We start from the raw sequence: 12,775 nt of genomic DNA on the forward strand, positions 1-12,775 counted from the left end.
ACGCCATGCCAAGCCTGACCGACACCGCGATCCGACACGCGCTGAAGCGCGTCGAGCTCAACCGGAAACAAGAAAACCTCGCAGATGGTGAAGGCCGAGGTACCGGCCGACTCGTCCTCGTCCTCAAGCCGATGCCGAAGCGCGTGACCGCCGACTGGATGGCGCAGCAATGGCGGGACGGCAAACGTGCGAAAAAGAAGCTCGGCGCTTATCCATCCACGTCCTTGGCTCAGGCGCGCGAGATCTTCAAGCGCGACTACGCCGATGTGATCCAGAAGGGTCGGAGCATCAAGATCGCAACAGATACCCGCCCCGGCACCGTCGCTGATCTGTTCGAGGGCTATGTCGCGTCGCTCAAGGCCGCCGCCAAGCCGTCCTGGAAGGAGACAGAGAAAGGGCTTAACAAGATCGCCGACACGCTCGGGCGCAACCGACTCGCGCGCGAAATCGAGTCTGAGGAGATCGTCGAGCTTATCCGACCGATCTACGAGCGTGGCGCCCGCTCGATGGCGGATCACGTGCGATGTTACATCCACGCGGCATATAGTTGGGGGATGAAATCGGACAACGACTATCGGAACACATCCCCGCGCCGCTTCCGTATCCCATACAATCCGGCCTCGGAAATTCCGACCGAACCCAAGGTCCAGGGCACGCGCTGGCTCAACGAAGAAGAATTCGTTCAACTCTATCGCTGGCTGGAATGCCCCGATACGCCGGTTCATCCCTCCTATCCTCGCGCTGTGCAGCTGATCATGCTGACCGGTCAACGCGTCGAAGAAATCGCGCGCTTGCATGTCGATCAATGGGATGCGCCGGAGAAGATCATCGACTGGTCCAAAACCAAGAACCTTCAGCCGCACGCCGTCCCAGTGCCGTCGATCGCCGCCGAACTGATTGCGTCGATCAACCCAAATAAGTACGGCTGGTTCTTTCCCTCAGCGAAGGACCCATCCAAGCCCGTGAGCCACGGTACGCTCTATAGCTTCGTTTGGCGCCAGCGAGACCGCGGCGTGATCCCGTATGCAACAAACCGGGACCTCCGGCGAACGTTCAAGACTCTGGCCGGCAAGGCTGGCGTGTCGAAGGAAATTCGAGATCGTCTTCAAAATCATGCGCTGCAAGACGTCAGCTCTAAGAACTACGACCGCTGGCATTACATGCCTGAGAAGCGTGCCGGTATGGCAAGATGGGACAAGTTCGTCCGCTCTATGCTCACTAAGAAGCGCTTGAAAGCAGCGGCATGACCAAGCGCCCCTCCGGGCCCGCGGCTCCGCGAAAGGGCGCGCGACCGGCGACCGAGATCGACGCGCAGAGCTACTCGGCATTCGTTGGCGATCTCAAGACGAAGATTGCCGAGGCGAGGCATCGTGCTGGCCTATCGGTGAACCGCGAATTGATCCTGCTGTACTGGACTGTCGGCCGCGACATTCTCATTCGGCAAGAGAAAGAAGGTTGGGGCGCCAAGGTGATCGATCGCCTGGCCGACGACCTTGGCCGCGCCTTCCCCGAGATGACAGGTCTGTCCGCCCGAAATCTCAAGTATATGCGCGCCTTCGCGGAGGCTTGGCCCGACGGCGAATTCGTGCAACAGGTTGTTGCACTATTGCCTTGGGGCCATAACGTCCGCCTGCTGGATGCCCTTAAGACGCGCGAGGAGCGCACCTGGTACGCTCGGCAGGCTATTGAACACGGGTGGAGTCGTAACGTCCTTGTCCACCAGATAGATAGCAAGCTTTTCGCCCGGCAAGGCAGCGCACTCACCAATTTCTCGCGGACCCTACCGGCCGAGCAATCCGAGCTTGCGCAGCAGATCCTCAAAGACCCCTATACGTTCGACTTCCTCTCGCTTGGCCCAGAGATGCTGGAGCGTGATCTCGAACACGGCCTGATCGAACATCTACGCTCTCTCATCCTCGAACTCGGCAAGGGCTTCGCGTTCGTCGGCAGCCAATATCATCTCGAAGTCGGCGGGCAAGATTATTACCTCGACCTCCTATTCTATCATCTGCGCCTTCGCTGCTTCGTGGTGATCGAACTGAAGATCGAGGACTTCAAACCCGAGTTCGCAGGAAAGATGAACTTTTACCTGTCCACCGTGGACGAGCAATTGCGTCATCCTGACGACAAGCCGACCATCGGCATCATCCTGTGCAAGGGGCGCAACGAGGTAATTGTCGAATACGCCCTGCGAGATTCCAGCAAGCCGATGGGCGTCGCCCAGTATCAGCTCTCCGCCGCGCTCCCGCCCCAGCTCGAGGAGGATCTCCCGACGGTAGCGGAGTTTGCTAGAGAGTTCCCGTTGATGTCTGTGGTCAAGCTACGCATCGAAATCGAGCGCGCGGTGCGCGACCTCGCCGACAAGAGAGGCGTCGTCTTCGATCGGCCCGTCGGCATCATGAACATGCTGCGCGACCTACGCCGACAAGGGTCGGTGCCGGCCAGCACCGAGCAGATGCTCAGCACTCTGCAAACTATGAACGCAGCCTCGCACGGTGTGGACGTCAACTCGGAGGCCGCGAAACGGGCGGTCGAAATCGGCACGGTCTTCCTTGCCGAACTCAAGGCACTGAACAACAACGGATGAAAATGATAACGAAAGCCGTCTATCGCGACCCCCATAGAAGCATAGGACCCACCTCGTGGAAGACAGTTGGCCGACGTGGCTCAAGGTTATGGAAAATGGCATCGTCGGAGAGGCACGCACGCGCTCGTTCCTGATCGACCGGTTTTGGGTGCTTGAGCGCAGCGTCGACACCGACGGCGCCGATTTCCTCATCCAACGCCGCACCACGACACAGCGATTCACGGACAAGGTTCCGCCTCGTGTCGGCGCAACCCAAGCCAAATACTTTCAAGATCGGCGTACGACCCACCACATCCCTAAAAGCTATGTCGTTGATGTCGGCGGAGCTCCGCTCGAAGGGTTTTTCGCACTTCTCCACGTCGGAAAAGAGGACGAAGGCGAGATGTATCTGCTATCTGCACGGCAGATAGTCGATACGTTGTCGATAAGCAGCACCCATTCACCCGTAAGCTATGTCGTCGGCACCACCGCGCTCCAGGACGCCTTCCGCATCAAAGCGCGCAAACTCGCGCTCGATCAGATCGAGCACAGCTTGAAGAGCCAGACCTACTATCAGTCGGCCGCTTTCTTGGACCAGCTCAACATCCCATATCGACGCTTCAGTGAAAACGACATCGAATTTCCCTGGACACTTCCGCTCCCAAATCCCGTCGGCGAAATCCCGAAGATGTTTGTGGAGCAGAAGGAAGAGCTGAGAAAGATTGTCCTTCGATATGGAGGAAGTGTTGGGAGCCATCGACGCGGTCCTAACCGAAAAAGATCCGCGCCGCGCCGTCGAGCTGATGGATGCCCTACGCGACCATGTTGACGGTTACGGGAAGATCACCTTCGGGGGCAGAGCGGACTTTCACTAGGGCGACTTTCCGAGCGCACTCGACACGCACGATCGTTGGCTACTGGGCCTACAGGCAGACGGCCTCCTAGAACCGTACATCGCCATGGGAGACAAACTGCAGAAGGCCCTCATCTCGCATACGACGGCTCATCCCCTTATCGACAAAGGCGATTTCTTGCAGGCAACTCTCGAGTACGACCCGACCGCGCTCATCGTCGCCAATCTGTCCGTCAAATCGGGCAAACCGCCCGCGAGAGAGCCAGAGATCAAGGCTCCCGGGCATGTTCGCATAGCAACAACTCTTAGCGATTTGGTCCCGCGCAAAATGAACCCGATGGACTACACGATCGAGAATGTCTGGTGGAACATCATGCGCTACGTCATCGAGCAGCGCTATCCAGATCCGGACTTCGATTAACACTGCTTACGGATCACCAAGCTCGAAACCGCGCCCCTCAACCTCGCCAACGAGCGGCGGCGTTTCGGCTATCGCCGGTTGTTCGTCTTGCTGCGGCGGGAGGGCGAGCCATCGGGGATCAACCGGATCTACCGGCTTTACCGCGAGGAAGGGCTCACCGTCCGCAAACGGCGGGCTCGCCGCAAGGCCGTGGGGACCCGTGCCCCGATCCTGGTCGAGGCGAGGCCGAACGCGCGCTGGTCGCTGGACTTCGTCCACGACCAGTTCGCCAATGGCCGACGCTTCCGCATCCTCAACATCGTCGACGACGTCACCAAGGAATGCCTGGGCGCCATTCCGGAGACGTCGATCTCGGGGCGGCGCGTGGCCCGCGAACTGACGGCAATCGTCCAGCGACGCGGCAAGCCAGGAATGATCGTGTCCGACCATGGCACCGAATTCACCTGCAACGCCATGCTCGCTTGGTGCAAGGACGCAGCCATCGATTGGCACTTCATTGCGCCGGGAAAGCCGATGCAGAACGGCTTCGTCGAGAGTTTCAATGGCCGAATGCGCGATGAGCTACTCAACGAGACCCTGTTCTTCGATCTCGATGACGCCCGCGCCAAGATCGCCAACTGGGTCGCCGACTACAATCTCCAGCGTCCCCACTCGTCGCTGAAATACCTGACCCCCGCGGCCTACGCCGCCCACCTCACCGCAACGGACGATCGGCTGCGCAACCCCGACCAGCTCCGCCGATCGTCCGTTGCTCCATCCGCGCCACTTGGCGTACAAAACCCCAAGACTCTAACTGCCGCCGGATGAAAATGCAGTGGCAGGTCAGCGAGGATCGACTTGACCGAGCCATAGGTGCGCGCGCCGATGTCGATCGCCCGCGCAGCCGCCGCGTCCAGCCGTTCGCGCCCATAGGAGGCGGCGAGCCTGAGGATGCCGAGGCAGGCGCGGAAGCCTTGTTCGGGGTGCGAGCGCTCGTCGAGAATGAGGTCGCACAATGCGCTGGTTGCCGGCCCGATCGCGGCGGCGTCCTGACGGATACGCCCGATAGTCCAGCCGGCGTAGCGCCGATGGCTGGAGGCTATGTGCTCCGGCACGGTGGTGTGCTTGTGATTGCCACTCATGCGCTGATGCGCGGCAATCCGCTCGCCCTTGTGGAAGATCTCGACGGTGCGGGCGGTGAACCGCACCTCGACCTCGGCACGCGCGAAGCGATGCGGAACGCTGTAATAATGCTTCTCCACCTCGACGTGATAGTCGAGGCTGACGCGGCGGATCCGCCACTCGGCGAGCAGGTAGGGGCTCGCCGGCAACGGCTTGAGCGCCGGCCGGTCGATCTCCTCGAGCAGCCGGCGGCGCGTCACGCCGAGCCGCCGGATCGGCCGCTCCTCGTTGAGCCTGGTGAGCAACTCGCCGATCGCTGCGTTGACCTCGGCGAGGCTGTAGAAGACGCGGTGGCGCAGGCGGCCGAGCAGCCAGCGCTCGATAATGAGGACGGCCTGCTCGACCTTGGCCTTGTCGCGCGGCTTGCGAGGTCGCGCCGGCAAGACGGCCGTGCCGTAATGCGCGGCCATCTCCGCATAGGTGCGATTGATCTGCGGGTCGTGGAGGCTCGCCTTGATGACTGCGACTTTGGTGTTGTCAGGCACCAAGAGCGCCGGGACGCCGCCGATCGCCGCGAAGGCGCCAACATGGGCGCTGATCCAGTCGGCGAGTCCCTGCGTCCACGTCGCCTGCGCGTAGGTGAAGCTCGAGGCGCCGAGCACGGCGACGAAGATCTGCGCCGTCCTCCGCTCGCCGGTGAGGCGGTCGACCACCACCGGCACGCCGTCGCCCGCGTAGTCGACGAACAGCTTGTCGCCGGCCGCGTGCGCCTGGCGCATCGTCACCGACAGGCGTCCCTCCCAGGCGCGGTAAAGCTCGCAGAAGCGCGAGTACCGGTATCCGCCGGGCTCGGCGCCGATGTACTCCTCCCACAGGATCGACAGCGTCACATGCTTGCGCTTGAGCTCGCGGTGCACCGCCGCCCAGTCGGGCTCGGCGATGCGGCGATGACCCTGCCGGTTACCGTTGCCGGTCTTGGCGAACAGGCGGGCCTCCAGGGCCGCGTCCGTGAGTTCGTCGGGCAACGGCCAGCTCAGGCCTGCGGCCTCGAATCGCCGGATGGTCAGCCGCACTGTCGAGGGCGCCGCGCCCATCCGCCGAGCAATCTCGCGGCTCGGCAGCCCAGCCGCCTTCATCCTGATCACATCGCGCACACGGCGCATCGCAAGCCTCTCCGTCGGCATCCAGGGTCCCCCTTCGCAAAACCGAAAGGTTGACCCTATGGGAGCCAGAAGAGGTCTCGTCACCCGGGCGACATCATCCCGGAATGGTGGGCGAGATCATCTCGGAATCCTGGGCGACATCGATCGGAATCCGCAACCCTACAAGCACGCCACTCGAATCGGTTGGCTCCTCCGTGGGTCCTCTAGAAGCGCGCGTATGCGCGCCGCGATCTTCCGTGCCTCCTCGGGCCCGGGTTCGAGCTTCACGCAATCGAGGATGCTGAGCAGCGCCTGGGCCTCCTCAGCATTAAACGTCGCGACTTGTCGATCTGCCAGGCTCAAAGATTGATCGGCCGCCCGGGCCTGATTGGCTGCAAGCACCGCAAGCGCCTGCGAGCGTAGGGAGGTGGCGTGTCGCTCCAAGGTGTGCATTCCGTTTGGACCTGCAAGGTGGCGTCGCAAGCGATGGTGGCCAGCCCGTCCTCGACGACTGAGGCTGACCACCTTTGCTCCCGAGAGGCTGAAATTCTCAAGATGCTACCAATTTGTATTCTGAGAACAGTTGGAGAGCACCTGCCAGCACGAGGGGGTTGCCGCATCCCCGCGTGCCTGTATAAAATGCTCGGCCTGTAACTGTTCGAGCTGGCTCCGCTCATAGGAGTAACGCCTTGCCCAGGACCGAAGTGGCAATCCGAGCATTCACGGACTACGTCCGTAGGCCAAGCCATACACCGGCAGAAGACACGTACGGCCCACAGCGAACTAAAGAACAGCTGGCCGATTGGCGATCCCGGGTTGAAGTTATCCGCTCAAAAATGGACGCGGTGGCGGATTGCCCGATTTCGACCTTATCCGAATTCGAGGCGCTCAGACGCGAGATGGGGACAGATTTTCCCGCAACGCCACCCGCTTTACTTAACCGTGTAGCGGACGCATTTTTACACCGTGGTTCGGCGGATGCCCGACCCTCAATCAGGACGGAGCCGGATGATGCCTAGCACATTCTCGCTGCACAAGATCGACGAAGCGATACGCGACCTCGAAGAAAAAGTTGCTCACGGTGCAGAAATCAGCCGCGAGGAGCTCGCGAGCAGCATTCTGCGGATTACGAAGCGTCTTCGAGATGAACTCGAAGCGGCGGTCACGGTAGTCGATAGCCTCAAGGATCACACCGGACTCACGGTGGCAGCCGCGCGACCTAAACAGCGGGAACGTTAGCGGCCACTTGACTCGACGCTTGGAAGTGGACCAATAAAGTGCTGTCCCTGCCACTCGCTAGTGACTTCTACGCAGCCAGCCTCAGCGACGAAAGAAGCTGACGGGGATACATCATCCCGACGAATGCCCTAGCGCAACTACCAGGATAGGGCGGTGACTTGGCGATCAGTCCCGGATCGTAGGCAGCACGGGCGCGGCGCGCTGGCGAAAGTCTCACAGGCATCCCACCCGAGAACCGGCTGGTACGGGGATGTCCCGGGTTCTGTTGAATTTCTGAAGAGGTCGGCGTTGCTCACCTTGAGCCGGTAGGCTCGGGGTGCTGATTCCACAAAGGAGAGCAACGCCATGACGAGAGATATCACACCGGCTGGTTCGCCGGCGACTGGGGCTGTGGACGAAGCGTTTGCGGAAGTGCGGGCGAGCTTTGATCGGTTCTGCCTTGCGGCGGGGATCGAGGCGCTCGGCACGATGATGGAGGCGGATGTGACGATTTGGACCACCAGAAGGTCGAGCGCGGACAGATCGGCAGCCATGAAGTCGGCCAGCCGCGCCGCCGACAGCGCTACGAACCTCCGCGAGGCCGCCGACTCCGAAACCCCCGATCCGGGCGGTGCCGGCACGTCACCCTCGGGCAGCCGGACAGCGCGGCCGAACCGGCGCGTCGACACATTGATCAGCATCAGGTTCATCGCCCAGCGACCGAGCCAGTCCTCCTGCGCCGCCGTTTCCCAGCTCGGGATCGTGACCTCGCGGCCGTCCACGCCCCGGACCCGCGGGCGCTCGACCTCGATGCCTGGCGGCGATTGAAGAGCACGAACCAGTTGCCGAAAGTCATCGCCGGTGTAAAGTTCATCGACGGAATCGAAGTCATTCCGAACACTGAAAGCCACGCCGCCTGATCAGGCCGCGTCACCCAAAATCAGCCATAGCTCCCCCCAGCGGGGCGCTGTCCAAACCACCGGGGCCAGCTCTGGGCGCTACCCGGTAAGCGGTACGACGTATCAGTTTTTCGTGCACCTGGTGCGCGATTCAGACGGTCAGCTCTACAATGTCGAAGAGCCGCCGCACGGGCCGGGAGAGTTTGAGGTCGTCACGGCGATCAGCCATAAGCGTGCAAGTGCTTGGATGCGCGTCAAACCGGCCCCTCGTCGTCGTGTTGTGGCTGCCGCTGTTCATACGCAGGCCGAACGCCTTTTGTCTGCGGCCTGAACGTCTTTATTGTTCTCGACGGCAAGCGGCCCACAAGGGCCGCTTTTCGTTTTGTGAATGACCGTGGGCGCCTGTCAGCTTTCGGTAAGCTAGCCCGGATACGGAGCCATTGGGTTAGCGGCACGTGGCAGGGACGGCGCAATGGCTCCAGAACAGTCAGCGCCGAGTCACGTGCCGCTAGCCTCAATGGTAGTGCGGGCGAGGCAGGGACAGCGTCTGATCCAACGCAACCGAACAGCGGCGAGTCTCGCCCGCACCGCCTGCGATCTGGGATCGATAACCATCACGGACACTCAGGGAGCGAGAGGAGATTGTCCGGCTGAATTCCGTCCACTGTTGTCTTGATGTACTTGTGTTGGCCGTCGGTGGCGACGATGACTTCGACAGTGACGCCTGATTCTTCGACGTAGTACTCCCACTCACGGCTTTCGAGGTCTCGGATAGTCTTCTTAACGGATAGCTTCCATCGCGTTCCGTCTGAATTTACCCCGCCGACATTTTTGATTCTCTCGTGTGCGCTTCGCCTGTCAGTCTTGTTTATGCAACAAATGCGCACGCGTTTGGGCATGCTGGTGCCTCCCATCTCTGCAAGCTGTCGGGCCAGCTTAGAGACTGGTCGAGGAGGAAGGACCGGCCGATTCTGGTAGTTGTGCCGCGCGGCGTTTTCCGGTGATTGTATCTCACCGTCAGCTTCCTCCGTCGCTGAGGCTGGCTGCGTTGAAGTTAGCGGCGCGTGGTAGGGACAGCGCCTTTTGTATGCACGGGCGCCGAGTCACGTGCCCGCTAACTTCTAGCATAGGTCCCAAATGGACGGTGATCATCAGCGTGATAAACCTTCGCCCGCAGAGTTGAGACGTTCGGAGCGGATACTACGCGCCGATCAGATCGCGCCTCGGGGCCTCACTAAGGCCAGTGCGGCCGCCTATTCTGGCTCCTCCAAGGACGCGTTCAACACGTGGGTTAAGAAGGGCCTGGTGCCGGAGGCTATCCCCGGTACTCAGCGGTGGGATCGCAAGGCAATCGACTGGTATCTTGACCGGGCTTCCGGTCTGCTTATCGGGGCGAGCGCGTCGAGCGATCCAGATGCAGCACTGGCAGCTTGGCGGGCTTCACGTGCTGAGCGCAATCGATCATGACGTTGTAGCACCGGCTGCTACGTCTACACTTTCCGCTGGAATTCAGCAGCCGAATGCGGGTTGAAATCCCGCGCGGTCCACTCCATTCCGGGCTCCAGCTGGCTCTGGTCGATTTCGATTTCGGTGCCCTCGATGATATCACCGCCCCATTATCCGAGAGCCTTTGATGGTCGCCATGCGGCGCGAGATTACGAATTCGTCAGTCGCCATGTTGTACATGCGAACTTTGTAGACCGTCACGCCCATCGCCCGTCTTACCCAATTCATGTTGGCTCATTTCTTCAGATATCCAAGCCGGTCACAGCCTTGAATTTAGCCTTGACTACCGCTTTCGCGGCGGCCAACAGAATATCAACTGTCCAAGAGCCGAACTTCTCAGCTTGTGTTTTGGTCTTCTGCCAAACATCATCGTCACGAATGGCATCGATGAGGTCATGCCCAACGCAACTGAGTCCTCGAAATGGTATTTGGCCCGAAAGGAACGGCTGACCTGGACTGTCTAAAAACCCCCCGTTGTAGAGAAGCCCGAGGTGGTAGGCTATTTGATCAACAGAAGCGCCAGCAACCGCTATCTCCTTGTCGTAAGGCCCCACGGTGAGGATAGCGTGGCCGTTGACCGGAAGGGCCTCCAGTTTCAGCATCAGCCCCCTTATTACGTCCATGTCCCGTTTCATTTGCATCAACCCTGAAGCCTGCCGTGCTTCACGTGGCGAATGTCAAGCCAGTCCAGCATCTTGATCTTGCTCCCGGCAACTTCGCGTTCCGCGTGCCGCGCGTCATGAGCTGCCTGCAAGAGGCAAGAGCCGGGCCTTGCCGACCTTTCCGATATGGGCCTCGCGGAGGTAGTTTCGATATGGCATGCACGCGGCGGGCGCGGCAACCCACTGGTGCTGGTAGGTGCCCCGGTTACTTGTCTGAGCCATCATCTGGTGGCGCCTGTAGAATGTGACCCTCTCAGGAGCGAAGGTGGCTAGCCCGTGCCCTTAGACGGGCTAGCCACCATCGTTTGCGACGCCACCTTGCAGGGTACAGGCCCTCGATCTCGGCCCTCTTGACCCAGTCATGCAGCGTCTGCGGCGTGCAGCCGATCTTGGCCGCAATCGAGGTCACTGCCGCCCAGCGCGACGGGTGCTCGCTTGCGTGGTCCAGAACCATCCTAACTGCGCGGGCACGGACCTCGGGTGAAAACTTGTTCGTCGTCTTGCTTGTCATGGCTCCATCCTCTCAGGAGTTGGAGCCTCCGGCAAACCCGGGGCGGTTCATAGACGCAAGCGGCTTGAAGCACACGTGGCGTCAGGTTGTACGATCAGTGTGACGTCGTTTGAAGCTGGAGTCTCTGTGGTCAGCGCACGGAGTGTGGCTCTCACGCGGCTATGAAGAGCCACGGGTGAGTAGGCCGGGGGATTTTCACCCCCGGCCTCTCGCAGAACGGTGCGTGAGCCTCTCGGTTCACACCGCTCCCGTCAGGTGAACGTTGTCGTTCCGAACAACTGCCAGTGTACGAACAGCTCCGCATTGTCCCGAGCCAGCTTTCGCAAGAACAGCGAAGCACCGGTTTTGTGGAGCCGGAAGCGCTTGTACTTTCGCCTGATCCACGCCTTCAGCTTCTGATTGACGTAGTCGACCAGAGAGAACAGCGCTGAACGGCTGAACCGACCGTAATAACCTATCCACCCCCGGAGGAGCGGATTGATCTGTTGGGCAATCTCAGCCAGCGTCCCCGGCGTTTGCCGGGGAATGTGCAAGCTTCGGATCGTTGCTCGCATGGCCTTCAAAGCTGTCGAACTGACCGCCGGGGTGTATCCACAAAAGAATTCCTTCCGCTGTGACGTTGCCACCTGCCGTGGCCTGAACTGATATCCGAGAAAGTCAAACTTGATCCTCGGATACGTTCGCCGACGCCTGTTGTCCTTGCAATAGACGATCTGCGTCTTTGTCGGGTGCATCTGAAGTCCGCACACCTCCAACTTCGCTTGAAGCTCCGCCCTAATGGCCTCTGCTTCTCGCTCCGTCCGGCAGTGCACCAGTCCGTCGTCAGCATATCGACACCAAGGGAGGTCGGGATGTGTCCGCGCCATCCAGAGATCGAACGTATAATGCAGGAACAGGTTGGCCAGTATTGGGCTGATCACGCCCCCTTGCGGGGTTCCGCGGCTCCGCTCAACAAGCTTCCCGTCCTTTTCAATTGACGCCGTCAGCCACCTTTCGATGTAGAGCAGCGCCCATCTGCATTGCACGTGTTTCCGGACCGCCTTCAGCAGAAGATCATGCGGAAGATTGTCAAACAGCCCTTTGATGTCGAACTCCAGAACCCAATCATATTTCCAGCACCGCTGACGCGTGACGCCCACGGCGTCCAGAGCCGATTTTCCTGGCCTGTGTCCGTAAGAGTCCTGCAGGAAGATGGATTCCAGTTCCGGCTCAATCATCTGTTTGACCACCATCTGCGCGATCCGATCGCCGATAGTGGGCACACCTAAAATCCTTTCGCCGCCCGTCTTCTTTGGAATGGAGACGGCGCGCACCGGAGGTGGAAAGTAGGTCCCTGACGACATGCGATTCCAGATCTTGTAGAGATTCCCTGCCAGATCTGTCTCGAACATCTCCAAGGTCTGTCCGTCCACCCCGGCCGCACCACGATTGGATTTGACCGCCTTGTACGCTTCGTACACTCGCCGCTTCTCTATCGAGAACGGCTTGTTTGTCGCACCGTTCGAAGTCATCCTGTTTCCAGTTGTGCTGATTCCGCTCGATGTCGCCCACGATTCCGGAATGATCTCGCCCACCGTTCCGATTTGATCTCGCCCGCCATTCCGAGATGATCTCGCCCACCATCCGGGATGATGTCGCCCGGGGTGACGAGGCCTCTTCTGGCTCCGATACGGTCCCGCCTTTCGGCTTTGCGAAGGGGGACCTGGATGCCGACGGAGAGGTTTGCGATGCGCCACGTGCGCGAAGTGATCAGATTGAAGTCGGCTGGAATGCCGACCCGCGAGATTGCGCGGCGGTTGGGGACGGCGCCTTCGACGGTGCGGTTGACGATCCGTCGTTTTGAGGCGGCGGGGCTGACCTGGCCGTTGTCTGACGACATCACCGACACTGATCTGG

11 protein-coding genes and 3 pseudogenes are annotated in these 12,775 nt (G+C 60.6%); 8 read left to right on the forward strand and 6 right to left on the reverse strand.

Translation table 11 applies throughout. The annotated features are described in order from the left end of the window. Positions 1 to 5: 5 nt before the first annotated feature. The 5 genes and pseudogenes from I6F21_RS34065 to I6F21_RS34085 all read left to right on the forward strand — a co-directional run. Complete coding sequence (locus I6F21_RS34065; RefSeq protein WP_109145490.1) at positions 6 to 1,247, forward strand: site-specific integrase; 1,242 nt, start codon at positions 6 to 8, stop codon at positions 1,245 to 1,247. Next, entirely contained in the window at positions 1,244 to 2,587 is a 1,344-nt protein-coding gene (locus tag I6F21_RS34070) for a PDDEXK nuclease domain-containing protein (RefSeq protein WP_225184096.1), read from the forward strand. The genes I6F21_RS34065 and I6F21_RS34070 overlap by 4 nt, the downstream gene beginning before the upstream one ends. Positions 2,588 to 2,642: 55 nt before the next feature. After that, positions 2,643 to 3,395: a hypothetical protein gene (locus tag I6F21_RS34075; RefSeq protein ID WP_225184097.1), complete on the forward strand. Its 753-nt coding sequence runs from the start codon at positions 2,643 to 2,645 to the stop codon at positions 3,393 to 3,395. A gap of 130 nt (positions 3,396 to 3,525) precedes the next feature. Continuing rightward, on the forward strand, positions 3,526 to 3,840 hold the full coding sequence (locus tag I6F21_RS34080; RefSeq protein WP_225130970.1) for a hypothetical protein: 315 nt from the start codon (positions 3,526 to 3,528) through the stop codon (positions 3,838 to 3,840). A gap of 42 nt (positions 3,841 to 3,882) precedes the next feature. Continuing rightward, a pseudogene (locus I6F21_RS34085) lies at positions 3,883 to 4,536 on the forward strand (IS3 family transposase); the annotation flags it as partial. Here I6F21_RS34085 and istA read toward each other — a convergent pair. Then, positions 4,521 to 6,104: an IS21 family transposase gene (istA, locus tag I6F21_RS34090; RefSeq protein WP_346656845.1), complete on the reverse strand. Its 1,584-nt coding sequence runs from the start codon at positions 6,102 to 6,104 to the stop codon at positions 4,521 to 4,523. The pseudogene I6F21_RS34085 and the gene istA sit on opposite strands and share 16 nt — an antisense overlap. Positions 6,105 to 7,094: 990 nt before the next feature. Between istA and I6F21_RS34095 the strand changes: the two genes are divergently transcribed. Both I6F21_RS34095 and I6F21_RS34100 read left to right on the forward strand, forming a co-directional pair. Beyond that, a complete protein-coding gene (locus I6F21_RS34095; protein ID WP_225152829.1) occupies positions 7,095 to 7,322 on the forward strand; it encodes a hypothetical protein in 228 nt (75 codons plus the stop codon). Positions 7,323 to 7,667: 345 nt separating this feature from the next. Next, a pseudogene (locus I6F21_RS34100) lies at positions 7,668 to 7,811 on the forward strand (IS256 family transposase); the annotation flags it as partial. On the opposite strand, the pseudogene I6F21_RS34105 reads toward I6F21_RS34100, so the two are convergent. The 5 genes and pseudogenes from I6F21_RS34105 to ltrA all read right to left on the reverse strand — a co-directional run. Continuing rightward, positions 7,811 to 8,113 (reverse strand): annotated as a pseudogene (locus I6F21_RS34105) (IS256 family transposase); the annotation flags it as partial. The pseudogenes I6F21_RS34100 and I6F21_RS34105 sit on opposite strands and share 1 nt — an antisense overlap. Before the next feature lie 701 nt (positions 8,114 to 8,814). Then, entirely contained in the window at positions 8,815 to 9,099 is a 285-nt protein-coding gene (locus I6F21_RS34110; RefSeq protein WP_225184098.1) for a DUF3892 domain-containing protein, read from the reverse strand. Between the two features lie 849 nt (positions 9,100 to 9,948). Continuing rightward, on the reverse strand, positions 9,949 to 10,341 hold the full coding sequence (locus tag I6F21_RS34115) for a DUF2513 domain-containing protein (RefSeq protein WP_225184099.1): 393 nt from the start codon (positions 10,339 to 10,341) through the stop codon (positions 9,949 to 9,951). Between the two features lie 280 nt (positions 10,342 to 10,621). Further along, a complete protein-coding gene (locus I6F21_RS34120) occupies positions 10,622 to 10,879 on the reverse strand; it encodes a helix-turn-helix domain-containing protein (protein ID WP_276573633.1) in 258 nt (85 codons plus the stop codon). A gap of 251 nt (positions 10,880 to 11,130) precedes the next feature. After that, complete coding sequence (gene ltrA, locus I6F21_RS34125) at positions 11,131 to 12,390, reverse strand: group II intron reverse transcriptase/maturase (protein WP_225184100.1); 1,260 nt, start codon at positions 12,388 to 12,390, stop codon at positions 11,131 to 11,133. A 216-nt stretch (positions 12,391 to 12,606) separates the two neighbouring features. Between ltrA and I6F21_RS34130 the strand changes: the two genes are divergently transcribed. Next, positions 12,607 to 12,775 (forward strand): helix-turn-helix domain-containing protein (locus I6F21_RS34130; protein WP_225184102.1); only part of this gene is annotated, 169 nt, incomplete at its 3' end.

The sequence above is a fragment of the Bradyrhizobium sp. NBAIM03 genome, assembly GCF_020194055.1.
GTDB classification, from domain to species: Bacteria; Pseudomonadota; Alphaproteobacteria; order Rhizobiales; family Xanthobacteraceae; genus Bradyrhizobium; species Bradyrhizobium yuanmingense.

Excerpts from the sequence above, each read along its gene's own strand:
- I6F21_RS34065 (WP_109145490.1), top strand. The coding sequence starts at position 6 with ATGCCAAGCCTGACCGACACCGCGATCCGACACGCGCTGAAGCGCGTC.
- I6F21_RS34070 (WP_225184096.1), top strand. The coding sequence starts at position 1,244 with ATGACCAAGCGCCCCTCCGGGCCCGCGGCTCCGCGAAAGGGCGCGCGA.
- I6F21_RS34080 (WP_225130970.1), top strand. The coding sequence starts at position 3,526 with ATGGGAGACAAACTGCAGAAGGCCCTCATCTCGCATACGACGGCTCAT.
- istA (WP_346656845.1), bottom strand. The coding sequence starts at position 6,104 with ATGCGCCGTGTGCGCGATGTGATCAGGATGAAGGCGGCTGGGCTGCCG.
- I6F21_RS34095 (WP_225152829.1), top strand. The coding sequence starts at position 7,095 with ATGCCTAGCACATTCTCGCTGCACAAGATCGACGAAGCGATACGCGAC.
- I6F21_RS34110 (WP_225184098.1), bottom strand. The coding sequence starts at position 9,099 with ATGCCCAAACGCGTGCGCATTTGTTGCATAAACAAGACTGACAGGCGA.
- I6F21_RS34115 (WP_225184099.1), bottom strand. The coding sequence starts at position 10,341 with ATGAAACGGGACATGGACGTAATAAGGGGGCTGATGCTGAAACTGGAG.
- I6F21_RS34120 (WP_276573633.1), bottom strand. The coding sequence starts at position 10,879 with ATGACAAGCAAGACGACGAACAAGTTTTCACCCGAGGTCCGTGCCCGC.
- ltrA (WP_225184100.1), bottom strand. The coding sequence starts at position 12,390 with ATGACTTCGAACGGTGCGACAAACAAGCCGTTCTCGATAGAGAAGCGG.